This window comes from Streptomyces sp. NPDC001514 (genome assembly GCF_053597075.1).
Genome location: NZ_JBSFHO010000031.1, coordinates 9,300 through 35,479 on the forward strand (window position 1 = coordinate 9,300; position 26,180 = coordinate 35,479).

24 protein-coding genes and 1 riboswitch are annotated in these 26,180 nt (G+C 71.7%); of the genes, 17 read left to right on the forward strand and 7 right to left on the reverse strand.

Annotated features, from left to right (window positions below; genetic code table 11):
- The first annotated feature begins 89 nt into the window (after window positions 1-89).
- Entirely contained in the window at window positions 90-626 is a 537-nt protein-coding gene (locus ACWCXB_RS27375) for a SixA phosphatase family protein (RefSeq protein ID WP_450726423.1), read from the forward strand.
- A gap of 240 nt (window positions 627-866) precedes the next feature.
- Here the strand turns inward: ACWCXB_RS27375 and ACWCXB_RS27380 are convergent, their stop codons facing one another.
- Window positions 867-1,307, reverse strand: coding sequence for a hypothetical protein (locus ACWCXB_RS27380; RefSeq protein WP_450726424.1), 441 nt, complete (start codon window positions 1,305-1,307; stop codon window positions 867-869).
- A 152-nt stretch (window positions 1,308-1,459) separates the two neighbouring features.
- Here ACWCXB_RS27380 and ACWCXB_RS27385 point away from each other — a divergent pair, with 152 nt between their 5' ends.
- From ACWCXB_RS27385 to ACWCXB_RS27420, 8 genes are all read left to right on the forward strand, one after another.
- The gene (locus ACWCXB_RS27385) at window positions 1,460-2,818 is read left to right on the forward strand and encodes a B12-binding domain-containing radical SAM protein (RefSeq protein WP_450726503.1); all 1,359 of its coding nucleotides are present in this window, start codon (window positions 1,460-1,462) and stop codon (window positions 2,816-2,818) included.
- A gap of 301 nt (window positions 2,819-3,119) precedes the next feature.
- The gene (locus tag ACWCXB_RS27390; protein ID WP_450726425.1) at window positions 3,120-3,368 is read left to right on the forward strand and encodes a helix-turn-helix transcriptional regulator; all 249 of its coding nucleotides are present in this window, start codon (window positions 3,120-3,122) and stop codon (window positions 3,366-3,368) included.
- 2 nt (window positions 3,369-3,370) lie between these two features.
- Window positions 3,371-3,961, forward strand: coding sequence for a hypothetical protein (locus tag ACWCXB_RS27395; protein WP_450726426.1), 591 nt, complete (start codon window positions 3,371-3,373; stop codon window positions 3,959-3,961).
- A gap of 114 nt (window positions 3,962-4,075) precedes the next feature.
- Window positions 4,076-5,572, forward strand: a complete 1,497-nt coding sequence (locus tag ACWCXB_RS27400; RefSeq protein ID WP_450726427.1) for an aldehyde dehydrogenase family protein — start codon at window positions 4,076-4,078, stop codon at window positions 5,570-5,572.
- 26 nt (window positions 5,573-5,598) lie between these two features.
- Complete coding sequence (locus ACWCXB_RS27405; protein WP_450726428.1) at window positions 5,599-7,146, forward strand: GMC family oxidoreductase; 1,548 nt, start codon at window positions 5,599-5,601, stop codon at window positions 7,144-7,146.
- Window positions 7,143-8,207, forward strand: a complete 1,065-nt coding sequence (locus tag ACWCXB_RS27410; RefSeq protein ID WP_450726429.1) for a quaternary amine ABC transporter ATP-binding protein — start codon at window positions 7,143-7,145, stop codon at window positions 8,205-8,207. Before ACWCXB_RS27405 ends, ACWCXB_RS27410 begins: the two co-directional genes overlap by 4 nt.
- Window positions 8,208-8,319: 112 nt before the next feature.
- Entirely contained in the window at window positions 8,320-10,287 is a 1,968-nt protein-coding gene (locus ACWCXB_RS27415) for an ABC transporter permease (protein ID WP_450726430.1), read from the forward strand.
- A 58-nt stretch (window positions 10,288-10,345) separates the two neighbouring features.
- Entirely contained in the window at window positions 10,346-11,308 is a 963-nt protein-coding gene (locus ACWCXB_RS27420; RefSeq protein ID WP_450726431.1) for a glycine betaine ABC transporter substrate-binding protein, read from the forward strand.
- A gap of 330 nt (window positions 11,309-11,638) precedes the next feature.
- Here ACWCXB_RS27420 and ACWCXB_RS27425 read toward each other — a convergent pair whose 3' ends face one another.
- Both ACWCXB_RS27425 and ACWCXB_RS27430 read right to left on the reverse strand, forming a co-directional pair.
- Window positions 11,639-12,355 carry an isocitrate lyase/PEP mutase family protein gene (locus ACWCXB_RS27425; RefSeq protein ID WP_450726432.1) on the reverse strand — a complete coding sequence of 239 codons (717 nt, stop codon included), beginning with the start codon at window positions 12,353-12,355 and terminating at the stop codon, window positions 11,639-11,641.
- Window positions 12,356-12,420: 65 nt separating this feature from the next.
- Entirely contained in the window at window positions 12,421-12,924 is a 504-nt protein-coding gene (locus tag ACWCXB_RS27430; protein WP_450726433.1) for a carboxymuconolactone decarboxylase family protein, read from the reverse strand.
- Between the two features lie 47 nt (window positions 12,925-12,971).
- Here ACWCXB_RS27430 and pdxR point away from each other — a divergent pair, with 47 nt between their 5' ends.
- Window positions 12,972-14,423 carry a MocR-like pyridoxine biosynthesis transcription factor PdxR gene (gene pdxR, locus ACWCXB_RS27435; RefSeq protein ID WP_450726434.1) on the forward strand — a complete coding sequence of 484 codons (1,452 nt, stop codon included), beginning with the start codon at window positions 12,972-12,974 and terminating at the stop codon, window positions 14,421-14,423.
- Window positions 14,424-14,509: 86 nt separating this feature from the next.
- Here the strand turns inward: pdxR and ACWCXB_RS27440 are convergent, their stop codons facing one another.
- The gene (locus ACWCXB_RS27440) at window positions 14,510-15,412 is read right to left on the reverse strand and encodes a hypothetical protein (RefSeq protein ID WP_450726504.1); all 903 of its coding nucleotides are present in this window, start codon (window positions 15,410-15,412) and stop codon (window positions 14,510-14,512) included.
- A 132-nt stretch (window positions 15,413-15,544) separates the two neighbouring features.
- On the opposite strand from ACWCXB_RS27440, the gene ACWCXB_RS27445 reads away from it, so the two are divergent.
- Window positions 15,545-15,829, forward strand: a complete 285-nt coding sequence (locus ACWCXB_RS27445) for a hypothetical protein (protein ID WP_450726435.1) — start codon at window positions 15,545-15,547, stop codon at window positions 15,827-15,829.
- A 20-nt stretch (window positions 15,830-15,849) separates the two neighbouring features.
- The gene (locus ACWCXB_RS27450) at window positions 15,850-17,031 is read left to right on the forward strand and encodes a glutathionylspermidine synthase family protein (RefSeq protein ID WP_450726436.1); all 1,182 of its coding nucleotides are present in this window, start codon (window positions 15,850-15,852) and stop codon (window positions 17,029-17,031) included.
- Between the two features lie 93 nt (window positions 17,032-17,124).
- Here the strand turns inward: ACWCXB_RS27450 and rocD are convergent, their stop codons facing one another.
- Window positions 17,125-18,333 (reverse strand): ornithine--oxo-acid transaminase, encoded by a 1,209-nt coding sequence (rocD, locus tag ACWCXB_RS27455; protein ID WP_450726437.1) that lies wholly within the window; start codon window positions 18,331-18,333, stop codon window positions 17,125-17,127.
- A gap of 208 nt (window positions 18,334-18,541) precedes the next feature.
- A riboswitch (ZMP/ZTP riboswitch) is annotated at window positions 18,542-18,632 on the forward strand.
- Between the two features lie 95 nt (window positions 18,633-18,727).
- Between rocD and ACWCXB_RS27460 the strand changes: the two genes are divergently transcribed.
- From ACWCXB_RS27460 to ACWCXB_RS27470, 3 genes are all read left to right on the forward strand, one after another.
- A complete protein-coding gene (locus ACWCXB_RS27460) occupies window positions 18,728-20,002 on the forward strand; it encodes a serine hydroxymethyltransferase (protein ID WP_450726438.1) in 1,275 nt (424 codons plus the stop codon).
- 339 nt (window positions 20,003-20,341) lie between these two features.
- The gene (gene trpS, locus ACWCXB_RS27465; RefSeq protein ID WP_450726439.1) at window positions 20,342-21,355 is read left to right on the forward strand and encodes a tryptophan--tRNA ligase; all 1,014 of its coding nucleotides are present in this window, start codon (window positions 20,342-20,344) and stop codon (window positions 21,353-21,355) included.
- 81 nt (window positions 21,356-21,436) lie between these two features.
- The gene (locus tag ACWCXB_RS27470; protein ID WP_450726440.1) at window positions 21,437-22,036 is read left to right on the forward strand and encodes a 2'-5' RNA ligase family protein; all 600 of its coding nucleotides are present in this window, start codon (window positions 21,437-21,439) and stop codon (window positions 22,034-22,036) included.
- Between the two features lie 20 nt (window positions 22,037-22,056).
- Here ACWCXB_RS27470 and ACWCXB_RS27475 read toward each other — a convergent pair whose 3' ends face one another.
- Both ACWCXB_RS27475 and ACWCXB_RS27480 read right to left on the reverse strand, forming a co-directional pair.
- Window positions 22,057-22,812, reverse strand: a complete 756-nt coding sequence (locus ACWCXB_RS27475; protein WP_450726441.1) for a decaprenylphospho-beta-D-erythro-pentofuranosid-2-ulose 2-reductase — start codon at window positions 22,810-22,812, stop codon at window positions 22,057-22,059.
- 66 nt (window positions 22,813-22,878) lie between these two features.
- Entirely contained in the window at window positions 22,879-24,345 is a 1,467-nt protein-coding gene (locus tag ACWCXB_RS27480) for an FAD-binding protein (protein ID WP_450726442.1), read from the reverse strand.
- A gap of 153 nt (window positions 24,346-24,498) precedes the next feature.
- On the opposite strand from ACWCXB_RS27480, the gene ACWCXB_RS27485 reads away from it, so the two are divergent.
- Window positions 24,499-25,146, forward strand: a complete 648-nt coding sequence (locus ACWCXB_RS27485; protein WP_450726443.1) for a phosphatase PAP2 family protein — start codon at window positions 24,499-24,501, stop codon at window positions 25,144-25,146.
- Entirely contained in the window at window positions 25,139-26,098 is a 960-nt protein-coding gene (locus tag ACWCXB_RS27490) for a decaprenyl-phosphate phosphoribosyltransferase (protein ID WP_450726444.1), read from the forward strand. Before ACWCXB_RS27485 ends, ACWCXB_RS27490 begins: the two co-directional genes overlap by 8 nt.
- The last annotated feature ends 82 nt before the right edge of the window (window positions 26,099-26,180 follow it).

The following is a 26,180-nucleotide window of genomic DNA, read 5'->3' on the forward strand; positions in this document are numbered from 1 at the left end:
ACGCCCCACCCAACATCACCCCCCGCGCCGGGGCGCGGGGCCTGCGCCCCCCCCCCCCCACTGTTCTGTGGTTGTGCGAACCTGGGCCCATGAACGAGCGAGGCGCGGCCCGTCTGGTGCTGCTGCGGCACGCCAAGTCCGCGTGGCCGGACGTCGCGGACAATGAGCGCCCCCTCGCGCCGCGCGGCCGCCGGGACGCTCCCGTCGCCGGACGGCTGCTGCGCGAGATGACGTGCGTTCCCGACCTGGTGATCTGCTCGACCGCCCGGCGGGCCCGCGAGACCTGGGAGCTCGCGGCTGCCGAACTGGGCGCGAAGGTGCCGGTCCGTTACGACGAGCAGGTGTACGGGGCGGATCCGGCCGAGCTCATCGACGTGCTGCGGGAGGTTCCCGCGGAGGTGGGAACCGCCCTGCTGGTCGGCCACAACCCGGGTATGGAGGACCTCGCGGGTGCACTCACCGCCGAGGCCGAGGGTGACGCCCTCGCCCGGATGACCGAGAAGTTCCCGACGTCCGCCTTCGCGGTGCTCGACTTCGACGGCGGCTGGCCGGCGCTCGCTCCCGGCACTGCTCGGCTGACCGCCTTCGTCGTCGCCAGGGGTGCAAAGGGCACCAAGGACACCTAGGGCACGAGGGCGGGCCGGACACAAAACAGTCCCCGGTAGTCCGCCTCGATTTCCGTGCGTCTCAGTCGTCGCTGAAACACCGGTCCTCGTGCTTTCTGCCGGGGGCCTAGCCAAAGCCGAGGGCTGGGTCACGCGTATCTTCGGACGTCTCCTCCGACGCGTGTGGCTCGTCTCTGGTTCTGGTGTAGGGGTAATTTTCCTCCTGATTTGTCCGAAGTCAAGGGGCGTCCGCCCATCGACTTACGCGATGAGCTCCCTGGCGTGGGCGAGTGCACCCCTGAGGACGCCGGAGAGCCTGCGGTCCCCCTCGGCGGACAGGAGGTGGCTCTGCCACGGGTCGACCGACTGCCATCCGTGGTCGGTCAGGGGTGGCCTGGGCCCTCCGGCTTTGAGGGAATGGGGCGGCGACGGAAGTCGCACGAGCAGGGTCCCCATTCCCAGGACCACAGCGGCCGCGATGCCCTCGTGAGCCAGTACCGGAACCCCGTAGGCGGCGTGAAGAGGATGGCCCGGGACCAGCCGGGTCAGCCGCCCCCAGAGGTCGGTGTGCGTGTGCAGCTGCCACTCACCCAGGGTCCAGTCATGCGGCCCGCTCGGCGGAGAGGCCTGCGCCCGCAGGAACTCCAGCAGTGCGGCGTTCTGTGGCAGATCCGGGAGCCTTGGCGGCGTTCCAGGGCGCATGGGGCGACGCTACTGGCCACCGTTTCCCGGAGGCAACGCCCAAGACCGGTGCGCCATCTCGTCGCGTGCTCGCCGCACCGGACGCGGCCCGCGTACCCCTGCCAGGAACCGTGCACACGGTCCCCGGAGTCTGAGGCGGCATGCGCGTGACGATGATTCTCCCCGCCCTGACGGAGGCGACCAGTCCGCTCTTCCGTCCCATCAAGTACTCGCTGTTCCCGCCGCTCGGGCTCGCGACCCTCGCCGGGTACCTGGATCCGGACGACGAGGTGACGCTGTACGACGAGCACGTCGAGCGGATCGACATCGAGGCCCTGCCCACCCCCGACCTGCTGGTCATCCAGCCGTACATCACCTCCGCGCGGAGGGCGTACGAGATAGCCGACCACTTCCGGGCCCGTGGTGTGCATGTGGCCATGGGCGGTCTGCATGTCACCTCCCTGCCGGAGGAGGCGGCGGCGCACGCGGACACGATCTTCACCGGGCCGGGCGAAGACACCTGGCCGCAGTTTCTGAAGGACTTCCGGGACCGGGTCCCGGCTCCCCGGTACGACTCCGCGACCCGCACGCTCGCCGGGCTGCCGCCCGTGCGACGGGATCTGATCAAGCGTCATCTCTATCTCGTACCGAACTCGATCGTCGTGTCGCGCGGCTGCCCGCACCACTGCGACTTCTGCTACAAGGACGCGTTCTTCGAAGGCGGGAAGTCGTTCTACACCCAGGCCGTCGACGACGCACTGGCCGAGATCGAGCGGCTGCCGGGCCGGCATCTGTACTTCCTCGACGACCACTTGCTGGGAAACCGGCGGTTCGCCGAGGCGCTGTTCGACGGGATGCGCGGGATGGGGCGGCTGTGGCAGGCGGCCGGCACGGTCAGTTCCGTACTGCGGCCCGGTCTGCTGGAGCGGGCGGCGGAGGCGGGGCTGCGCAGTCTGTTCGTGGGGTTCGAGACGGTCAACGGCGCGAACCTCGCGGAGCGCAGGAAGAACCAGAACATCGGCACGGACTACGCCGCCGCCGTACGCCGCCTGCACGACGCGGGTGTCATGGTGAACGCCAGCTTCGTCTTCGGCCTCGACCACGACGGTCCGGACGTTTTCGACCGCACCGTGGAGTGGGCGGTGGAGCAGGGCATCGAGACGGCGACGTTCCACATCATGACGCCGTATCCGTCGACGGGGCTGTGGAAGCAGCTCGAGGCCGAGGGCCGGATCGTCCACCGGGACTGGGATCTGTACGACACCCGCCACGTCGTCCACCGGCCCGCGGGGATGACGCCGCAGGAGCTGGAGGACGGCTACTGGCGGGCGTACCGGGACTTCTACCGCTGGTCGAACATCTGGCGGGGCGCGGCCAGCCAGCCGGGCCCGCACGAGCGGCTGCGGCATCTCGCGTACGCGGGCGGCTGGAAGAAGTTCGAGCCGGCCTGGGACGCCCTGATCCGCTCCCGCCGGGTGGTGCGGGCGATGCCGATGCTGGAGCGGACCCTGTCGGCGTTCGGCGGGCGCTGAGCCGGGATGTGGTTCCCCGCATCTGTTTGCCGGTGCGGCCGACCGTGCCGAGTGCGCAGCGGTCGGCGACGGCCGGCATTCCCCCGGGGCCCGTCTCAGGGCTTCCCGATGTCCACCACCCGGACCCCCATCCGTCGTACGCCTCGGGCACTGCGCTGAGTACCTGACCGTCGACGGTGCCGGAGACCGCCGCGTGGATCGCGTGCGCATGGCGCGAGTCGACGCCGGGGGCCACGGCCTGTTCGACGGTCGACTTCTGAAGTCGTTGCAGACCTGTACTCAGATGTAGTACTTCTTATACATGAGCGAGCAGGTACACAACAGGCTGGCCGTCGTCAGAGCTGAGCGGAAAGTGTCCCGCCAGCAGCTGGCCGAGGCAGTGGGAGTCCACTACCAGACCATCGGCTACATCGAGCGGGGGCAGTACAACCCCAGCCTCGATCTGGCGTTGAAGGTCGCCCGGTACTTCCGGCTCCCGGTGGAGGCACTGTTCTCCCTGGAGCCGTTCCAGCCGCTCACGGACGAGATCTACGGGAGGAAGAAGTCGTGACGGTGACCAGGGGGACTACGGGGACTGCGGTGGCCACGGGGGCCACGGAGGCGGCGCCGACTCCGACGCGGTTCGACCGGCGGATGTACGAGATCATGAACAGGCGGGACGGGGCGGCGGTGTACGCGACGGCCGCGCGCAGGCGGCTCGTGGTCGCGGCGCATGTTCTGCTGACCACCGGGACGGCGGCAGCGTGGCTCGGGGCGGTCCTGGGGGACTCGCTGTGGCCCGTGTTCGTGACGTTCGGGCTGCTGGTGCCGTGGTGCTTCGCCACCGGCGCCATCAACGCCTCCACGCGCGGGCTGCTCGAACTGCGCCTGCGGATCCTCGACGAGCGGCAGCGCGCCGAGCGCGACCAGGTGCAGGCGCGGGCGCACCGGCTGACCACCTGGCTGCTGTTCGGGGCGGCCGTCGGAGCCGGGTCCGCGAGCTGGCTCGGAGGGCTCAAGGCCGAGGCGCTGATCTTCCCCGCGCTGTTCGGCGTCCTCGTCGTGCACTGGCTGATGCCCCTGTGGGTGGCCGGACTGCGCGTGCAGGACGAAATCGGCGACGAACCCTCCGACGGGCCCGGAGGCGATTTCGGCCGGGAGTGAGTCAGGCCACTTCCGGCAACACGTCGCGCATGCTTTCCGCCCTCCGGGGCAGGCGTCACGATCACCAGTTGTCACTGGTGAGGAACGTAACGGGAACGGAAGGCCAAACGCGACGTGTCGGCACAACTGACCATCCACGTGGGCGGAGAGTGGCGTGAATCCGCCTCCGGGGCCACGCGAGAGATCCTCGACCCCGTCGACGCCACCGCCTTCGCGGTCGTGGCGGAAGGCGGGGCCGAGGACGTCGACGCCGCCGTCGCCGCCGCATGCCGGGCGTTCGACCGGGGCCAGGGGGAGTGGCCCCGTACGCCCGTGGCCCAGCGGGCCGCGCTGCTCCGGCGCGTCGCCGCACTGCTCCGGCGGGACCGTGAGGAGCTCGGGCTCCTGGAGAGCCGGGACGCGGGCAAGACGCTGGAGGAAGGGCGCGTCGACGTCGACTGCGTCGCCGACGCCTTCACGTACTTCGCCGACCTGGTCGTGAACGAGAACGGGCGCGTCGTCGACGCCGGGTCGAGCGACATCCACAGCGTGGTCGTGCATGAACCCGTCGGCGTCTGCGCGCTCATCACCCCGTGGAACTATCCGCTGCTGCAGGCAAGCTGGAAGATCGCCCCGGCCCTCGCCGCGGGCAACACCTTCGTGATCAAGCCCAGCGAGCTCACCCCGCTGACCACCGTGGCCCTGATCCGGCTGCTGACCGAAGCCGGTCTCCCCGACGGCGTCGCCAACATCGTCACCGGCCCCGGCCACTCCGTCGGGGCGCGCCTCGCCGAGCACCCGGACGTCGACCTCGTGTCGTTCACGGGCGGCTTGACCAGCGGTACGAAGGTGATGCGCGCGGCCGCCGACACCGTCAAGAAGGTCGCCCTGGAGCTCGGGGGCAAGAATCCGAACGTGGTGTTCGCCGACGCCTGCACGGACGACGAAGCCTTCGACACGGCCGTCGACCAGGCACTGAACGCCGCCTTCATCCACAGCGGCCAGGTCTGCTCCGCCGGCTCCCGCCTCATCGTCGAGGAGTCCCTGCGCGAGCGCTTCGTCGCCGAACTCGCCCGCCGCGCCGAGAAGATCCGCCTCGGCCGCGGCACCGACAAGGACGTCGAATGCGGGCCGCTCGTATCCGCGCAGCAGCTGGCGAAGACCGAGGAGTACGTCGCCTCCGCGCTGGCGGAAGGCGCCGTGCTGCGGGCGGGCGGCACCCGGCCCGACGGGCCCGGGTACGCGGGGTACTTCTACCGGCCCACCGTCCTCGACCGGTGCCACCGCGACATGCGCGTCGTCCGCGAGGAGGTCTTCGGGCCGGTCCTGACCGTCGAGACGTTCCATACGGAGGACGAGGCCGTCGCCCTCGCCAACGACACCGAGTACGGGCTCGCGGGAGCTGTCTGGAGCGGCGACCCCGGACGGGCCCGGCGCGTCGCAGGCCGGCTGAGGCACGGAACCGTATGGATCAACGACTTCCACCCCTATCTCCCGCAGGCGGAGTGGGGCGGCTTCGGCAAGTCGGGCGTCGGGCGCGAGCTGGGGCCCGCGGGTCTCGCCGAGTACCGCGAGACCAAGCACATCTATCAGAACCTCGCCCCGCGCCCCGTGCGCTGGTTCGCGGGCTGAACACGGGGAGCAGGAGCACCACGAGCATGACCGAGCACAAGTACCAGACCGAATACGACTATGTCGTCGTCGGGGGCGGCACCGCCGGATCGGTGATCGCCTCCCGCCTGACCGAGAACCCGGATGTCACCGTCGCCGTCATCGAGGGCGGCCCGAGCGACGTCGGCCGGGAGGACGTCCTCACGCTGCGCCGCTGGATGGGGCTCCTCGGCGGCGAGCTCGACTACGACTACCCCACCACCGAACAGCCCCGCGGCAACTCCCACATCCGGCACAGCCGGGCCCGCGTCCTCGGCGGCTGCTCGTCGCACAACACCCTCATCGCCTTCAAGCCGCTGCCGTCCGACTGGGACGAGTGGGCGCAGGCCGGGGCCGACGGCTGGGACGCCGCCGCCATGGACCCGTACTACGAGCGGCTGCTCAACAACATCGTGCCGGTCGACGAGGCGGACCGTAACGCCATCGCCCGCGACTTCGTCGACGCCGCGCAGACAGCGCTCGGCGTCCCGCGCGTCGAGGGCTTCAACAAGAAGCCCTTCCACGAGGGTGTCGGCTTCTTCGACCTCGCGTACCACCCGGAGAACAACAAGCGTTCGTCGGCGTCCGTGGCCTACCTCCACCCGGTGATGGACGACCGGCCGAACCTCACGCTGATGCTGGAGACGTGGGCGTACCGGCTGGAGGTGGACGGCGGACGGCGTGCGACCGGCGTCCATGTGAGGAAGAAGGACGGGACGGAACTGGTCGTACGGGCCCGGCGCGAAGTCGTCGTCTGCGCCGGAGCCGTCGACACCCCGCGGCTGCTCCTGCACTCCGGCATCGGGCCCAAGGCCGATCTGGAGGCGCTCGGCATACCCGTCGTCCACGACCTGCCGGGCGTCGGTGAGAACCTCCTCGACCACCCCGAGTCGGTGATCGTCTGGGAGACCCACGGGCCGATACCCGAGAACTCGGCGATGGACTCCGACGCCGGGCTCTTCGTACGCCGGGATCCCGAGCACCGGGGCCCCGACCTGATGTTCCACTTCTACCAAATACCGTTCACCGACAATCCGGAGCGGCTCGGCTACGAACGCCCGCCGCACGGCGTGTCGATGACACCGAACATCCCCAAGCCGCGCAGCCGCGGCCGCCTCCACCTCACCAGCGCCGACCCGGAGGCCAAGCCCGCCCTCGACTTCCGCTACTTCACGGACGAGGACGACTACGACGGCCGCACCCTCGTCGACGGCATCCGCCTCGCCCGCGAGATCGCCAAGGCCGAGCCGCTCGCGAGCTGGCTGAAGCGGGAGGTGTGCCCGGGACCCGAGGTGACGGACGACGAGGAGCTGAGCGCGTACGCGCGCAAGGTCGCGCACACCGTCTACCACCCCGCCGGCACCTGCCGAATGGGTGCTTCCACCGATGAACTGGCCGTAGTGTCACCCGACCTGAGGGTGCGGGGGCTCGACGGAATCCGTATCGCCGACGCCTCCGTCTTCCCGACGATGCCCGCCGTGAACCCGATGATCGGCGTTCTGATGGTCGGCGAGAAATGCGCGGAACTGCTGCAGACGGGGAGTGAAGCCCGATGACCGCCGAGATCACCAAAGAGCCGCCTGTCTTCGCCGTGCGCGAGCTGTGGAAGGTCTTCGGGCCGCGGGCCGGGCGGGTGCCGGGATCCACGGAGCTCGGTGCGCTGACCCCCACCGAGCTGCGCGAACGCACCGGCTGCACCGCAGCCGTACGGGACGTCAGCTTCGACGTCCGCCGCGGCGAGGTCTTCGTCGTCATGGGCCTGTCCGGCTCCGGCAAGTCCACGCTCGTACGGTGCCTGACCCGGTTGATCGAACCGACGTCCGGGTCGATCGCCATCGACGGCGAGGACGTGCTGTCGATGGACAGGTCACGGCTGCGCGAGCTGCGCCGGCACCGCGCATCGATGGTCTTCCAGCACTTCGGACTGCTGCCGCACCGGTCGGTGCTCGACAACGTCGCCTACGGGCTGGAGATCCAGGGCGTCGGCCGTGCGCAGCGGCGCACCAGGGCGGCGGAGGTCGTCGCGAAGGTCGGCCTGGAGGGTCTCGAACACCGCCGCCCCGGGCAGCTCTCCGGTGGTCAGCAGCAGCGCGTCGGACTGGCGCGGGCGCTCGCCGTCGACCCCGAAGTGATGCTCTTCGACGAGCCGTTCAGCGCGCTCGACCCGCTGATCCGCCGCGACATGCAGGACGAGGTCGTGCGGCTGCACCGCGAGGAGGGCCGCACGATGGTCTTCATCACTCACGACCTGGGCGAGGCTCTGCGCCTCGGCGACCGGATCGCGCTGATGCGGGACGGGCGGATCGTGCAGCTCGGCACGCCCGAGGAGATCGTCGGCTCGCCGGCCGACGACTACGTACGGGACTTCGTCCGCGATGTCCCGCGCGAACAGGTCATGACCGTCCGCACGGCGATGCGCCGGCCGGTGGACGCGGACGAGGCCGCATCGGGCCCGGCCGTCGCGCCCGGCGCCACGGTCGCCGACGCGATCGAGGCCGTCGCGCGGGCCGGGCTCCCGGCCCGGGTCATGGACAACGGCCGCTGCGTGGGCGTCGTCGACCAGGCTGCGCTGCTCGCGGTGGTGGCGGGGCTGTCGGTGGGGGAGGTGGCGGCGTGAGCGTCTTTTCCCCACCCTGCCCCTTCTCCCCACCCCGCCCCTTCTCCCCACCCAGCCCCTTCCCGAACCGGGGGCTTCGCCCCCAGCCCCCCACTCCCTGGCGGTGGTACCGATGACCGCCACCGTGGACGCACTGGCCAAAACACCCGAGGCCGTGGGCGGGCCCCAGGGGCCGGGCCGCGGGCTGCGGGACGTCGTACGACGTCGCCGCGGACTGATCGTGGGCGCCGGTGCCGTCGCCGTGCTCCTCGCGCTCGGCATCGCCCTGCTCGGCGGCGGAGGCTGGCCCTCCGGGCTGACCGTCGACATCTCGCAGCCGCTCGACGACGCCAACGCATGGGTCATCGACAACCGCGACACCCACCCCCTCTTCCTCTACTTCCTGCTGCATCTGTCCAACACGGCGACCGCCGCGGTCGACGCCGTCTACCAGCTGCTCGACGCACTCGGCTGGCTCGGGGTCCTCGCCGCGGGCGTCCTGACCGCGTGGCGGGCCGCCGGGCTCGGGCGGCGCGGGGCGCGCGTGGCGCTCACCGCGCTCGGGGCGTTCGCCATGTGCGGGCTGCTCGGGATGTGGGACGCCACGCTGATCACCATCGCGCTGATGGTGGTGTCCGTGACCGTCGCCGCGGTACTGGGCGCCCTGATCGGGCTCCTGGCCGGGGTCTCCGACCGGGTGGACAGGGCGCTGCGGCCGGTGCTCGACACCATGCAGGTGCTGCCGGCGTTCGCGTACCTCCTGCCGTTCGTGCTGGTCTTCGGCACGGGCACGCCTGCCGCGCTCTTCTGCACGGTGATCTACGCGGCCCCGCCGATGGCCCGCCTCACCGCGCTCGGCCTGCGCGGCGCCGACCCGGCCGCGCTGGAGGCGTCCGCGTCGCTCGGCGCGAGCGGCTGGCAGCGGCTGTGGACGGCCCGGCTGCCGCTGGCCCGCCGGCAGATGCTCCTCGGCCTCAACCAGACGATCATGATGGCGCTGTCGATGGTCGTCATCGCCGCCCTTGTCGGGGCCGGCGGCCTGGGCGAGGAGGTGTATTCGGCGCTGTCGACGACGGACGTCGGCAAGGCGTTCGCCGCAGGCGTCCCGATCGTGCTGATCGCGATCTGGCTGGACCGTACGACCGCGGCCGCCGGCGACCGTATCGGCGGCGTGCCGCCGCGCGCGGGGAGTTGGCTGCACGGTGGCCGGGCCTGGGCGCTGGTGCTGGTCGCGGTCGGTGCCGCGGCCGCCGTACGCACCACGGCATGGCCCGAGGTGTGGACGTACGAGATCTCGACGCCGGTCAACAAGGCGCAGGAGTGGATCACCGAGAACCTGACGTTCATGGAAGCCTGGGCGCGGGAGTTCACGCTGTGGATCCTCAACCCGCTGCGGGACACCCTGTTCTGGCTGCCGTGGTGGTCGGTGGTGCTGCTCGTCGCCGCCGTGGCCTGGCTCGTCGGGAACTGGGCCGCCGCGCTCACGGCGACCGCCGCTATGACCGCGATCGGGGTGCTCGGTGTCTGGGCGAAGTCCCTGGACACGCTCTCGCAGGTGCTCGCCGCGCTGGTGATCACGTTGGTGCTGGGCGTCCTCGCGGGCGTGCTGTGCGCGCGGGCCGGCCGGCTGGAGCGATGGCTGCGGCCGCTGCTGGACGCGATGCAGACGATGCCGCAGTTCGTGTACCTGATCCCGGTCGTCGCGCTCTTCGGCGCCACGCGCACGGCGGCGATCGTCGCGGCCGTCGTCTACGCGCTGCCCGCAGTCGTCCGCATCACCACCCAGGGCCTGCGCGAGGTCGACCCGGCCGCGCTGGAGGCCTCCCGCTCGCTCGGCGCGTCCACCCGGCAGCAACTCCTGCAGGTGCAGCTGCCCCTGGCCCGCCCGGCCTTGCAACTCGCCGTCAACCAGGGCGTGGTGCTCGTGCTGGCCGTGGTCGTCGTCGGCGGCCTCGTCGGCGGCGGGGCGCTCGGGTACGACGTCGTGAAGGGCCTCTCCCGGGGCGAGATGGGCATCGGGATGACCGCCGGCGTCGCGATCGTCTGCCTCGGCCTCGTCCTGGACCGGATCACTCAGCCTGCGGCGCGCAAACCACGCTGACGCCGCTCACCCCCTCACCCGTCCGCCCGCCCCGTCCCCTCACATCCTCAGGAGCACCATGCGTACCGTCCGTACCCTCCGTACCGCAGTCGCGGTCGCCGGCGCACTCGGCGTCCTCTCCCTCACCGCGTGCGGCGCCGCCGACACCGGCAAGAGCAGCGACGTCGGCGGCAAGAAAACCGTGAAACTGACCGTCCCCTCATGGGTCGGCGCCCAGGCCAACGTGGCCGTCGCCCAGCACATCCTGGAGAAGGAGCTCGGCTACACCGTCAAGACCCAGCAGATGGGCGAGGTGCTGGCCTGGGACGCGCTGTCCAAGGGCGACGTCGACGCGGTCCTGGAGGACTGGGGCCACCCCAAGGAGGAGAAGCAGTACGTCGAGACGAAGAAGACCGTCGTCAAGGGCGGCGACCTCGGCGTCACCGGGCACATCGGCTGGTTCGTACCCAAGTACTTCGCCGACCAGCACCCCGACGTCACGGACTGGAAGAACCTCAACAAGTACGCCAAGGACTTCAGAACCGGGGAGAGCGGCGACAAGGGTGAGCTGCTGGAGGGCTCGCCCGACTACGTCACCAACGACGACGCGATCATCGGCAATCTGAAGCTGAACCTGAAGACGAACTACTCGGGCTCCGAGGCCGCCCAGATCACGGCGATCAAGAAGGCCGCGAAGGAGAAGAAGCCCTTCCTGACGTACTGGTGGACCCCGCAGTGGCTCAACGCCCAGATCGACCTCGTCGAGGTCAAGCTCCCCGAGTACAAGGAGGGCTGTGACGCCGACCCGAAGAAGGTCGCCTGCGCGTACCCGAACACCCCGCTGCAGAAGTACCTCAACGCGGACTTCGCGAAGGAGGGCGGCGAGGCGGCCGAGTTCCTGAAGAACTTCAAGTGGACCACCGAGCAGCAGAACGAGGTCGCGCTGATGATCGCCGACCAGAAGCTGTCGCCCGAGGCGGCGGCGGAGAAGTGGGTGAAGGCGAACGAGTCCACCTGGAAGGCGTGGCTCCCGAAGAAGTAACGGGTCCTCCAGTCCCGTGCCCGGTCGGTACGGGGCGCACCCCGTGCCGCCGGGTGGGCCGGGGCTCCCCCCCCGGGGCACGGGGCACGGGGCACAGAGGGCGCGGGGCGCCTGCGGCGAGCCTTCTCCCCGCCCCGCCCCTTCCCGAACCGGGGCTCCGCCCCGGACCCCGTTCCCGGGGGCTCCGCCCCCGGACCCCCGCTCCTGAATCGCCGGACGGGCTCATTTCGAGCCCGTCCGGCGCTTGAGTACACGGCCGTAGGCCGTACGCAGTGTTCGCCATGCGGCTCCGCCGCGCGGGCCCGCTGCAGGCGCCCAAGGCCACCGGGGTCAGCTGCGCAGGGACGCCGCCAGGTCTCGGACCGCGTCCAGCGTGCGCAGCAGCAGGCCCGGGCCGAAGGTGATGCGGGTCGCGCCCAGGCGGCCCAGCTCGGGGATGTCGGGCGTGCCGGGGAACTTGCCCGCGTTGATGGGTCCCGTGAGCGCCTCGCGAAGGCGCGGGAGGACCTCCGGTGGCGCCCCGATCGGGTAGACGCAGTCGGCGCCCGCGGCGACGTACAGCCGGGCGCGTTCGATCGCGGCCCCGGGATCGGCGATCCCGCGGATGAAGGTGTCGACGCGCGCGTTGAGGAAGAGCGCATCGCCCGCCTCGGCCCGTACCTCCGCGAGCCACTCCGCCTGCCGACGCGGGTCGACGAGGACCTTGCCGGGGCCCGAGTCCTCCAGGTTGACGCCCACCGCGCCGGTGTCGAGGACCCGCTCGACCAGCTCCTTCGCGGGGAGGCCGTAGCCCGCCTCGACGTCGGCGGAGACGGGGACGTCCACGGCCCGGACGATACGGGTGACCGCCGCGAACATCTCGTCGGCGGGCGTCGCCCCGTCCTCGTACCCGAGGGACGCCGCCACGCCCGCGCTGGGCGTGGCGAGGGCCGGGAAACCGGCGTCCGCGAAGACGCGGGCGCTCGCCGCGTCCCACGGGCCGGGCAGGACCAGAGGGTCCTCGGGGGCGCGGCCGTGGTGCAGGGCACGGAAGTCGGTGACTGACATGTGCGTGCGGCCTTTCACTGCTCAGTGTCGCTGCTCAGTGCTGCTGCCTGCTGCCTGCTCGGTGCTCAGTGCTTGAACTGGCCCGGCGTGTAGTGGCCCGGCACCAGCCGGTGGGTGACCCCGAAACGGTTCCACGCGTTGATCACCGTGATCGCGGCGACGAGCTGGGCCAGCTCCGCCTCGTCGAAGTGCTTCGCGGCCTTCTCGTACACCTCGTCGGGGACGAATCCGTCGGTCAGCACGGTCACCGCCTCGGTGAGTTCGATCGCGGCGATCTCCTTCGCCGTGTAGAAGTGCTGCGACTCCTCCCAGGCGCTCAGCTGGATGATCCGCTCCATCGATTCGCCCGCCGCGAGCGCGTCCTTGGAGTGCATGTCGAGGCAGAAAGCACAGTGGTTGAGCTGCGAGGCGCGGATCTTGACCAGCTCCAGCAGCACCGGGTCGAGGCCCTGCCGGGCGGCCGCGTCCAGCCGGACCATGGCCTTGTAGACCTCGGGGGCGTGCTGCACCCACTGCAGGCGCGGGGTGTGCTCGGGGTGGTGGACGGTCTCGTTCTCGTTCGTCGTCATGACTACGACCGTACGGGCCACATGGCTCCCCGGTATGGTCCATTTCCATGACGGATGACTGGGCCACTTCCAAGGCTTCGATCGGGGCCGACCTCCATATCGAGCTGCGCGGAGCCGGGCTGCGTACGGGCCTCATGGACGCCCTGCGCGACGCCGTACGCACCGGGCGGCTGGCCCCCGGCACCCGGCTGCCGTCGTCCCGTACGCTCGCCGCGGACCTGGGCCTCGCCCGTAACACCGTCGCCGACGCCTACGCCGAACTCGTCGCCGAGGGCTGGCTCACCGCCCGCCAGGGCTCGGGCACCCGCGTCGCCAACCGCGCCACCCCTCGCAAGCCGTCCCCCGGCGCGCGGCGTGCCCTCTCCCCGCACCCCGGGGGCGTGGGGGGACCGCCGGCGCGCCCCGGGCCGACGTACAGCCTGATGCCCGGCTCGCCGGACCTCGCCTCGTTCCCGCGCGCCGAATGGCTCAAGGCGGCGCGGCGCGCGCTGACCGCCGCCCCGCACGAGGCCTTCGGCTACAGCGACACGCGCGGGCGCATCGAGCTGCGTACCGTCCTCGCGGACTATCTCGCGCGGGCCCGTGGCGTGTACGCCGATCCGGACCGCATCGTCATCTGCTCCGGGTACGTCCACGGGCTGATGCTGCTCGCGACCGTGCTGCGCAGGCGTCGCCGGGTGCGGGAGGTGGCGGTCGAGTCGTACGGGCTCGACCTGCACTGGCAGCGGCTGAGGGACGCGGGGCTGCGGCTGCCCGCGCTGCCCTTCGACGAGCGCGGCACGCGCACCGACGAGCTCGCCGGGCCGGCGCTGAAGGGCGTGGGCGCGGTGCTGCTCACGCCCGCGCACCAGTTCCCCATGGGTGTCGCGCTCCACCCCGACCGGCGGGCCGCCGCCGTCGACTGGGCGCGGAGCACGGGCGGGCTGATTCTGGAGGACGACTACGACGGGGAGTTCCGCTACGACCGCCAGCCGGTCGGCGCGCTGCAGGGCCTCGACCCGGACCGGGTCGTCTATCTGGGTACGGCGAGCAAGTCCCTGGCGCCCGGGCTGCGGTTGGGCTGGATGGTGCTGCCGGAGGGTCTGGCGGCGGAGGTCGCGGCGGCGAAGGGCGAGGCGGACTGGGCGTCGGGGACGCCGGACCAGCTGACGCTCGCGGAGTTCATCGCCTCGGGCGCGTACGACCGCCATGTACGCGGCATGCGGCTGCGCTACCGGCGCCGCCGCGACCAGCTCGTCGAGTCCCTCGCGGAACGTGCCCCGGACATCCGGGTCAGCGGCATCGCGGCCGGCATGCACGCGGTCCTCGAACTCCCCCCGGGCACGGAACGCACGGTCGTCCAGGCGGCGGCCTGGCAGGGCCTCGCTCTGGAGGGCCTCTCCCGCTACCGCCACCCCTCGACCCCGCGCGGCCGCGACGCCCTCGTCGTGGGCTACGGAACGCCGTCGGACAGCGCATGGTCGGGGGCGCTGGATGCCTTGTGCAGGGTGCTGCCATGAGGGGGCGCTCATTTTGAGCCCGTCCGGCGATCGAGGACGGACACGCGGGCCGACCGGACGGCGCCGGTCACATCGCCGGACACCCCCTAGCCCCGCGCCGGGGGCCCGCCGTTCGCCTCGGCGGACTCGGGCGCCGCCGGGTCGTCCGGATCCGGACGACCCGGACCCGCGGCCGCCGCCGGCGTCGGGAGCTCGCCGAAACGCGCCAGCACCAGCGCACCCGCCACCGAGATCGCGAACCCCGTGATCGCGAGCCACGCCAGCCCCTCGCGCGTGCGGTCACCGAGCCAGACGACCCCGACCGCCGAGGGGATCAGGGTCTCCGTCAGCACCAGCCCCGCCGTCGCCGTGGTCACCGAGCCCCGCGCGAAAGCCGAGGTGAGCAGCAGAAACGCCGCCGCCCCACCGAGCAGCAGCGCGTACAGCGCCGGGTTCGTGAAGTCCACCGAGTCCAGCAGCCGAACCGCCACCTCGGGCACCCCGAAGCCGATGCCCGCGCCCATGCCCAGCACCAGCGCCCGGGCGCGGCCCGGCAGCCGGCCCGCCGCCGCGCCGATCAGCAGGACCAGGACCGAGGTGCCGAGCAGCACCCACTTCAGCTCGGGCGGCGCGGGCGTCTCGCCCTCCGGGCCCGAGGCGAGGCCCAGCATTCCGAGGCCGGCGCAGACCGAGCCGACCGCGGCCCACTCGGTACGGCTGAGCCGCACCGACAGCACCCGCGTCGCGGCCACCGCCGTCACCGCCAGGCTCGCGGCGAGCGCCGCGCCCACCGCGTAGATCGGAATCAGCCGCAGCGCCACGATCTGGAGCGCGAACCCCGCGCCGTCCAGGGCGAGTCCGACCAGGTAACGCCACTGCCGCACCGCGCGCAGGAACAGCGCGGGGTCCACCCCGGAGGCCGTGGCCGGTTCGACGACGGCACGGGCGGCGACCGCCTGGAAGACGGTGGCCAGGCCGTAGCAGACCGCCGAGGCAATCGCGCAGAACATCCCAAAGAACACAAAGCGACTCTAGTTGCGGAGGGTTCGTGGACCGGGCTTACGGCGGGGCGGCGCGGCCATCTAGTCTGTGCGGCGGTTCATTGACTGGCTTGATGTGTACAAGGACGGGGAGGCCGGAGGATGGCGCGGCGCAGGCTGAGGTCGGGCACAGTGGTGCTCGGCGGTATGGGGGTGCTCGCGGCGACGCTGACGTCCTGCGGCTCGGAGCCGGACGAGCGGTGCATCGACCCCGTGACGTACGAGGTGCTGCCCGACTACGAGTGCGACGACGACGGGGACGGGCACACCACCGGCCGCTACTACTACGGCGGCAGCGTCCGCAGCGGCAAGGTCTCCGGCGGCAGCTACGAGAAGTCGGCCGTGGACAGCGGCGGTTTCGGCGGGTCCAGCAGCGGCGGCGGCTGAGCCGGGACACGTACACACCGATGAAGCGCCACACCATAGAACCCCGCCCCGGCTGGCAGGAAACCGTCGAGGAGCAGGGGCTCATCTATCCGCTCACCCGCTACCCGGACGGTTCGCTGCGCCCGTACTGGGACGAGAGCGCGTACTACGAGTTCTCGCTGCCCGAGGTCGAGGCGCTGGAGGAGGTCGTCGAGGAGCTGCACGCCATGTGCCTGGCCGCGGCCGCGCACATCGTGGAGCACAACCGCTTCGCGGACCTCGGCATCACCGATCGGCGGCTGGCCAGGCGGGTCGCCGAGTCGTGGCGGCGCCGCGCCGAACTGCCCTCCATCTACGGACGGTTCGACCTGCGCTACGACGGCAACGGCCCGGCCAAGATGCTGGAGTACAACGCGGACACGCCCACCTCGCTCGTCGAGGCGGCCAGCCCCCAGTGGTTCTGGATGGAGGAACGCTTCCCCGGCGCCGACCAGTGGAACTCCCTGCACGAGCGGCTCGTCGACGCCTGGAAGCGGCAGGCGCCGCTGCTGCCGCCCGGCCCGGTGCACTTCGTGCACTCCGACGGGGACGAGCTCGGCGAGGACCTGATGACGGTCGCGTATCTGCGCGAAACCGCTCAGCAGGCCGGGCTCGCCACCGAGGCGCTGTCGGTCGAACGGATCGGCTGGGACCGGCTCTCCGGACGGTTCGTGGACGACCGGCTGCGCTTCATCCGCAGCTGCTTCAAGCTCTACCCGTGGGAGTGGCTGACCACGGACCGCTTCGGCCCGTACGTCCTCGACACCCTGGACAACGGCGGCGGCACCGGCACCACCTGCTGGATCGAGCCCGCCTGGAAGATGCTGCTGTCCAACAAGGCGCTGCTCGCGGTGCTGTGGGAGCTGTATCCCGGGCACCCGAATCTGCTGCCCGCGTATCTCGACGGCCCGCGCGAACTCGCCGCCACCAGCGGCTATGTCGCCAAGCCGCTGCTGGGCCGCGAGGGCGCGGGCGTCACGATCCACGAGCCCGGTGCGGACCCGGTGGTACGCGAAGAGGCGTGTTGCTACCAGGAGTTGGCGCCGCTGCCCGACTTCGACGGCAATCGGGTCGTGCTCGGTGCGTGGGTCGTCGAGGGCGAGTCGGCGGGGCTGGGGATCCGTGAGTCCGCAGGTCCGGTCACGGACGAGTACGCCCGCTTCCTGCCGCACGTGATTCTGTAGGCCCTGCCCGGAGGGCCGTACGCGAACCCGGCACGTTCCGGCGCGGGTGGTGGGCCCTGCCCCACAGGGGCCCGGCCCACCACCCGCGCGGGCTCACTCGCCGGCCAGCACCGCGCGCAGCTGGTCGAGGCCCCAGTCCAGGTCCTCCTTGCTGATCACCAGCGGCGGAGCGATCCGGATCGTCGAACCGTGGGTGTCCTTCACCAGCACACCGCGGTCCATCAGCTTCTCGGAGATCTCCCGGCCCGTGCCGTGCGACGGGACGATGTCGATCCCGGCCCACAGCCCGCGGCCGCGCACCGCTTCCACGGCGCCCCCGCCGACCAGCAGGCCCAGCTCGTGGTGGAGGTGCTCGCCCAGCTCGGTGGCGCGCTGCTGGAACTCGCCGGTCCGCAGCATCGCGATGACCTCCAGCGCCACGGCACAGGCCAGCGGATTGCCGCCGAACGTCGAACCGTGCTCACCGGGCCGGTAGACCCCGAGCACCTCGGTCGAGGAGACGACCGCCGAGACGGGGACGACACCGCCGCCCAGCGCCTTGCCCAGGATGTACATGTCGGGGACGACGCCCTCGTGCTCACAGGCGAAGGTGCGGCCGGTGCGACCCAGGCCGGACTGGATCTCGTCCGCGATGAACAGCACGTTCCGCTCGCGGGTCAGCTCGCGCACCCCGGCCAGATAGCCGGCCGGCGGCACCAGGACCCCGGCCTCGCCCTGGATCGGCTCCAGCAGCACCGCCACCGTGTTCGCACTGCACGCCCGGTGCAGGGCGGTCAGATCGCCGTACGGGACGATCTCGAAGCCCGGCGTGTACGGGCCGAAGTCGGCGCGGGCCTCCGGGTCGGTGGAGAAGCTGACGATCGTGGTCGTGCGGCCGTGGAAGTTGTTGGCCGCGACGACGATCTTCGCCTGGCCGGGCGGGACGCCCTTGACCTTGTACCCCCACTTCCGGGCGGTCTTGACGGCGGTCTCCACCGCCTCCGCCCCGGTGTTCATGGGCAGCACCATCTCCATGCCGCACAGCTCGGCGAGCTGGGTGCAGAAATCGGCGAACCGGTCGTGGTGGAACGCCCTGGAGGTCAGCGTCACCCGCTCCAGCTGGGCCTTCGCGGCATCGATGAGCCGCCGGTTGCCGTGGCCGAAGTTGAGCGCCGAGTACCCGGCGAGCATGTCGAGGTAGCGGCGCCCCTCGACGTCCGTCATCCACGCGCCTTCCGCCGAGGTGATCATGACGGGCAGCGGGTGGTAGTTGTGGGCGCTGTGCGCCTCCGCGGAGGCGATCGCTCTCTCCGTAGCAGACACGGGGTCTCCGTTCGTCCTGCGGCGTGGGTCGGTCGGACCGGGGCCGGATGGGCCCGGACCGGGGCCGGGGTATGCCCCTTTCTATCGTCGCTCGGCTACCGCGAGAAGAAACATTGAGCCTCGGGAGCGACTCGCCGGACACCTTCCCGTTTCCCTGCGGTTTCGGAACCCGTGGCCGGGCTCCGGTGCGGCCGCGAGTAATGTGGGCGGTACGCACGGCGACTGGCGTACGCGGAACGGACCGCGGGGGAGCCGTGTGCGGCAGAACCGACGAGGTGCCGCCCGCCTGGGCACCAAGGGACACATCCCGTGTGGGTGCCGCCCGCCCCCTGCCTCCGGCGGGGGACTCCAAGCCGCACCTCGGGGACACCGACTGCCCGCCCCGGAGGACGCCATGACAGTTCCCACCCAGCAGACCCATCCCGCGCTCACCGCCACCGACCCCGAGCTGGCCGCACTCATCGGCGCCGAGGAGCGGCTGCAGGCCGACACGCTGCGGCTCATTCCCAGCGAGAACTACGTCTCGCGGGCGGTGCTCGAAGCCTCCGGCACCGTCCTGCAGAACAAGTACAGCGAGGGCTACCCCGGGCGCCGCTACTACGAGGGCCAGCAGAACATCGACCAGGTCGAGCTGCTCGCCATCGCCCGCGCGAAGGCGCTCTTCGGCGTCGACCACGCCAACGTCCAGCCCTACTCCGGCTCCCCGGCCAACCTCGCCGTCTATCTCGCCTTCGCCGAGCCCGGCGACACCGTGATGGGCATGGCCCTCCCGATGGGCGGCCACCTCACCCACGGGTGGGGCGTCTCCGCGACCGGCAAGTGGTTCCGCGGCGTGCAGTACGGGGTGCGCAAGGACACCGGCCTCCTCGACTTCGACGAGGTGCGCGAACTGGCCCTCAAGGAGCGGCCCAAGGTCATCTTCTGCGGCGGCACGGCCCTTCCCCGCACCATCGACTTCGCCGCCTTCGGCGAGATCGCCCGCGAGGCCGGAGCCGTGCTGGTCGCCGACGTCGCGCACATCGCCGGCCTGATCGCGGGCGGCGCGCATCCCTCGCCGGTGCCGCACGCGGACGTGATCTCCACGACCACGCACAAGACGCTGCGGGGCCCGCGCGGGGCGATGCTGATGTGCCGCGAGGAGCACGCGAAGGCCATCGACAAGGCGGTCTTCCCCGGCCTCCAGGGCGGCCCGCACAACCAGACCACCGCCGCGATCGCGGTCGCCCTGCACGAGGCGGCCCAGCCCTCCTTCCGTGACTACGCGCACGCGATCGTCGCCAACGCCAAGGCCCTCGCCGAAGAACTGCTCGCCCGCGGCTTCGACCTGGTCTCCGGCGGCACCGACAACCATCTGATCCTGATGGACCTCACGCCCAAGGACGTCCCGGGCAAGGTCGCGGCGAAAGCGCTGGACCGCGCGGGGATCGTCGTCAACTACAACACCGTCCCCTACGACACCCGGAAGCCCTTCGACCCCTCCGGCATCCGTATCGGCACCCCCTCCCTCACCTCCCGCGGACTCTCCACGGAGCACATGCCGGCCGTCGCCGACTGGATCGACCGTGGCGTCACCGCCGCCCGGGCGGAGGACGAGGAGGCCCTGGCCGTCATCCGCGCCGAGGTGGCCGAGCTGATGGCGTCCTTCCCCGCGCCGGGCCTGCCGGCCTGACCCCGGCGCGCCCGCGCCCGGGAGCCGTCCCGGCTCCGGCGATTCCGCCGGCCGGGGCGGACACCCCGGGCTGCGGGCCCAGCCTGCTGTCCAGTTCTCCCGACGGGTGCCCGGCCCACGTAAGGCCGCCTGCGTGCGGCCGAGCCTGCCCGGTCGGGCTGCCGCCTCGCCGTCGGAGGTCCGACCAGGCTGCCCGGGCCCGGCCGGCCGGCGCCGGACACCGGAGCTGCCCGGAACGTACGCGCGTGATCACCGCGGCCTCGTCGACGACGGTCGGAGCGCGGCCTGAAGTCGCGATCGGTTCCCGTCCTGTCGGCGGTACCTGAGACAATGCTGGGCATGGCCTCTGACAGTCCTCGCGTGCTCTCCGGAATCCAGCCCACCGCAGGCTCGTTCCACCTCGGCAACTACCTCGGCGCGGTCCGCCAGTGGGTCGCGCTGCAGGAGACCCACGACGCCTTCTACATGGTCGTGGACCTGCATGCGATCACGGTCCCGCAGGACCCGGCCGAGCTGCGGGCCAACACCCGCCTCGCCGCCGCCCAGCTGCTCGCCGCGGGCCTCGACCCGGAGCGCTGCACCCTGTTCGTCCAGAGCCATGTCCCGGAGCACGCCCAGCTCGGCTGGGTCATGAACTGCCTCACCGGCTTCGGCGAGGCCTCCCGCATGACCCAGTTCAAGGACAAGTCCGCCAAGCAGGGCGCCGAGCGCGCCACCGTCGGCCTCTTCACGTACCCGATCCTGCAGGTCGCGGACATCCTCCTGTACCAGGCGAACGAGGTCCCGGTCGGCGGGGACCAGCGCCAGCACATCGAGCTGACCCGCGACCTCGCGGAGCGCTTCAACGGCCGGTACGGCGACACCTTCACGATCCCCAAGCCGTACATCCTCAAGGAGACGGCGAAGATCTGCGACCTGCAGGACCCGTCCGCCAAGATGAGCAAGTCGACGGCCAACCCCAAGGGCCTGATCAACCTGCTCGACGACCCGAAGGCCAGCGCGAAGAAGATCAAGAGCGCCGTCACCGACACCGACACCGTCATCCGTTTCGACGAGGACGAGAAGCCGGGCGTCAGCAACCTGCTCACGATCTACTCCACCCTCACCGGTACGGCGATCGCGGATCTGGAGCAGAAATACGAGGGCAAGGGCTACGGTGCGCTGAAGACCGACCTCGCCGAGGTCATGGTGGACTTCGTCACACCGTTCCGGGCGCGTACGCAGGAGTATCTGGACGACCCGGAGACGCTGGACTCCATCCTCGCCAAGGGAGCGGAGAAGGCCCGCACGGTCGCCGCCGAGACCCTCGCGCGGACCTACGACCGGGTGGGCTTCCTGCCTGCCAAGCACTGAGTCCAAGGACCCTGGCCACAGCGGCGGTGCAGCGGTCACACTGGCGGCTGCACCGACCGTCCGACGAATGAGGAGAACGACGTGGGGACCGTAACGCTCGGCGTTTCGATCGCGGTCCCGGAGCCCTACGGCAGCCTGCTCCAGGAGCAGCGCGCGGGCTTCGGGGATCCCGCCGCGCACGGCATCCCCACGCACGTCACCCTCCTCCCGCCCACCGAGGCCGACGCCTCCGCGCTGCCGTCCGTGGAGGCGCACCTCGCCCGGGTCGCGGCGACGAGCAGACCGTTCCCGATGCGGCTGTCCGGCACCGGGACCTTCCGCCCCCTCTCGCCCGTCGTCTACGTCAAGGTCGTCGAGGGCGCCTCGGCCTGTACGCAGTTGCAGCAGCGGGTCCGGGACGCGTCGGGACCGCTGGTCCGGGAGCTGCAGTTCCCGTACCACCCGCACGTGACCGTGGCGCACGGCATCGCCGACGAGGCGATGGACCGGGCGTACGAGGAGCTGGCCGACTACGAGGCGGCGTGGACGTGCACGTCGTTCGCGCTGTACGAGCAGGGCGCGGACGGGGTGTGGCGCAAGCTTCAGGTGTACGCCTTCGGGAGCGGTTCGACGCTGTCCAACGTGCCCGCGCAGGCCACCTCGGTCGAAACGCCGGCCGGCACCCCTGTCACCCCCTGCTGATCACAGCGCACCCCCGCCGATCAGAGCGGAAGCCGCCGGAAGACCGGCCGGGGCACGTGCCGCAGCGCGGACATCACCAGTCGTAGCTGCCCGGGCACCCACACCGTTTCCGAGCGCCGCCGCAGCCCCGTCTCGATCGCCTCGGCGACCGCCTCCGGGGTGGTGGCCAGTGGCGCCTCCGGCAGGCCCGCCGTCATCTTCGACCGTACGAAACCGGGCCTGACCACCATCACGTGCACGCCCGTGCCGTGGAGGGCGTCGCCGAGCCCCTGGGCGAAGGCGTCCAGGCCCGCCTTCGACGACCCGTAGATGAAGTTGGCCCGCCGGGCCCGCTCGGCCGCCACCGATGACAGCACGACGAGCGAGCCATGGCCCTGGGCCTGCAGGGCGGCCGCGCAGGCCAGTCCGGAGGAGACCGCTCCGGTGTAGTTCGTCTGGGCGACCCGCACCGCGGAGAGCGGCTCGGCCTCGTCCCGCGCCTGGTCGCCGAGGACCCCGAAGGCGAGCAGCACCATGTCGATGTCGCCCTCCGCGAAGACCTTGCCGATGACCTCCTCGTGCGTCGCGGGTTCGAGGGCGTCGAACGGGACCGTGAGCACGTCCGCGCCCAGGCCGCGGAGCGAGGCCGCGGCCGCGTCCATCGCGGGGGACGGGCGGCCGGCCAGCCGGACCCTGCGGGTCCGGCGGGCGACCAGCCGGCGCGCCGTGGCCAGGCCGATCTCGGACGTACCGCCGAGGACCAGCAGGGACTGGGGGCTGCCGAAGGCGTCCTTCATGACGAGAAGCTCCTCACAGAGACAGGCGGCTGGACAGGGACGGGCGGCTCAACAGGGACGGGCGGCTCACAGAGACAGGCGGCGGGACAGGTCCGAAACGAACACCCCGCTCGGATCGAGCTCGGCGCGCAGCGCCCGGAAACGGTCCAGCCGGGGATACATCGCGGCCAGCAGCTCCGGCCGCAGCCGTGAGTCCTTGGCCAGGTACACCCGCCCCCCGGCCCCCGCCACGTCCTCGTCCAGCTCGTCCAGGAAGGCGCCGAGCCCCGGCATCCGCGCCGGGATGTCCAGGGCCAGCGTCCAGCCGGGCATGGGGAACGACAGCCAGCCGGCATCGCCCTCGCCGAAGCGCTTGAGCACGGCCAGGAACGACGGACAGCCGTGCCGGGAGATCCGCCGCACGATCCGGCGCAGCGCTTCCTCCTGCCCGTACCCGACGACGAACTGGTACTGGACGAAGCCGCTCCGCCCGTAGATCCGGTTCCAGTGCGGGACCCCGTCGAGGGGGTGGAAGAAGGCGGAGATCTTCTGGAGCTCGCCGGTGCGCGAGCGCGGCGCCCTGCGGTACCAGAGCTCGTTGAAGAGAGCGACCGATGTACGGCCGAGGAGTCCCTCCGGTACGAAGCCGGGGGCCGCCGGGAGCCGGCCGGGGCGGAACTCCAGCGGGCGGCGCAGAGCGCGCGGCGGGAGCGCTTCGAGAGGCGCGTGCTCCCCGCGGGTGAGGACCGCGCGGCCCGTCGCCGCGCCGCGCGCGAGCAGATCGATCCAGGCGACGGAGTAGCGGTAGCGGTGGTCGGTGGCGGTGAGCCGGGCCATCAAGTCGTCGAGGTCGGCGGCCCGTTCGGTGTCGACCGACATCAGGGAGGTCTCGACGCGGTGCAGCCGGACCGCGGCGGAGAGGATCACTCCGGTCAGGCCCATCCCGCCCGCCGTCGCATCGAAGAGCTCCGTGCCGGGCAGGGCCCTACGTACCTCACCGTCGGCGGTGAGCAGTTCCAGCGACAGCACATGGCGGCAGAAGGAGCCGGAGACATGGTGGTTCTTTCCGTGGATGTCGGCGCCGATGGCCCCGCCGACCGTCACATAGCGGGTCCCGGGCGTGACCGGTACGAACCAGCCGAGCGGAAGCAGCACCTCCATCAACCGGTGCAGGCTCACGCCCGCGTCGCACACCACGACGCCCGCCTCCGCGTCGATGGAGCGGATCCGGTCGAGGCCGGTCATGTCGAGGACCGCGCCGCCCGCGTTCTGCGCCGCGTCGCCGTACGCCCTTCCGAGACCGCGCGCGATGGAGCCGCGTGCCCCGCAGCCGCGTACGGCCGCCGCCGCCTCCTCGTACGTACGGGGGCGGACGAGCAGCGCGGCCGAGGGGGCGGTACGGCCCCAGCCGGTCACGGCCACGGGCAGGTCGTCGGTTGTGGTCGACGAGCCGGAAGTCGACGAACGGGAAATCGACGAACCGGAAGGCGTCGAACCGGAAGGCGTCGAACCGGAAGTCGGAGTCGACGCGGTGGAACGGGAGTCGGCAGACATACGTGCGACGCTATCGCCCTCTATGAGGCATTTGCGGCTCATCTCAGCTGACTCGCCGAAATGGGTGATTATCCGAGTGTCATCAAAGATTGCCGTGAATGATGGCCTCCGGTTGAGAAGAGTCGGCCCCTGGTTGATCGAAAGGGGTGGCAGATGCGATACGTCGACCGGGCGGGCGGCGCGGGCCTGGCGGCCGCCGATCACCGGCTGCTGGTGGCCATGCGCGACTGCGGCCGGCAGCCGGGCGTGGCCGCGGCGGCCCGCGCGCTCTCGCGCAGCGGCGAGCACAGCGCGCTGTGGATCACGGCGGGGCTCGCGTGCGCGAAGGCCGACCGGGAGCGGCGCCGCGACTGGCTGCGCGCGACCGCACTGGTCGGCGGGGCCCATCTGGCGAGTATCGGCATCAAGTGGGTGGTACGCCGTCCACGCCCGCGACTGCCCGCACGCGAGCCGCTCGTACGCACCGCGGGCCGGTACTCCTTCCCCAGCTCGCACGCCACCGCCGCGGCCGCCGCTGCCGTCGCCTTCGGCGTGCTGCGCCCGGCCGGGCGCCGGCTGGTGTCCCCGCTGGCCGCCGCGATGTGTGTGTCCCGGCTGGTCGTCGGCGTCCACTACCCGACCGACGTGGCCGCGGGCGCGCTTCTGGGCACGCTGGCGGCGCGCCTGGGCACGGCGTGGCTGCCGGTGCCGGGCGGCGAGCCGGGGTGTTCGTCCGCACGCGCCGGACGGGCTCGGAAGCAGCCGACGCCGGACCGCACGTGGCTCCGGAGGAGCCCCGGCGGCGGGGGGATCCATGGCTGAGCGCAGCACCGCTCTGCTGGAGCAGCCGGAGCGGCCCGGCCCTCCAGCGCCCACCCGCCCGCGACACCGGCTGAGCCTGCCCGTCGGGCTCGTCAGGACCGCACGCCCGCGCCAGTGGATCAAGAACGTGCTGGTCGTGGCGGCCCCCGCCGCCGCGGGTGAGCTGACGTCCCGGCACACCGCCGTCCAACTGGCCGTCGTCTTCACCCTCTTCACCACCGCCGCATCCGCCGTCTACCTGATCAACGACGCGCGCGACGCCGAAGCCGACCGGGCACACCCGGCGAAGTGCCGCCGCCCGGTGGCCGCCGGGGACGTACCCGTGCCCGTCGCCTACACGGCGGGCGCGCTCCTCGCCATCGCCACGACCGCCGCGGCCGTGGTCCTCTGCAACGCGATGACGGCCGCGCTGCTGACCGCGTACGTCGTGATGCAGCTCGCGTACTGCGTCCGGCTCAAGCACGTCCTCGTCGTCGACCTGGCCGTCGTCACCACCGGCTTCCTGATGCGGGCGATGGTCGGCGGAGTGGCGCTGGCCATCCCGCTCTCCCGCTGGTTCCTGATCACCACCGGCTTCGGTGCGCTCTTCATGGTGGCCGCCAAGCGCTACTCGGAGGCCGTGGAGATGGCGGACGCGGGAGGCGCGACCCGGGCGCTGCTCTCCACCTACACCGCCGGATATCTGCGCTTCGTCTGGCAGTTGGCGGCCGGGGTCGCGGTCCTCGGGTACTGCCTCTGGGCGCTGGAAAGCGGTGGGACCGCGAACGGTTCGCTGCTGCCCTGGCGGCAGCTCTCGATGATCGCGTTCATCCTCGCGGTGCTGCGGTACGCCGTGTTCGCCGACCGGGGCGCGGCCGGTGCACCGGAGGAGGTCGTCCTGCGCGACCGGCCGCTCGCCGTCATCGGGCTGGTGTGGCTGGCGATGTACGGCATGGCCGTGGCGGACCTGTGAGCCGCGCGACCGTAGCCGCGCACCGGTGCCGGAGGTGTTCTGCCTGCGCTTCCGGGGGACAAGGACCTTGGTCTTCGGACTC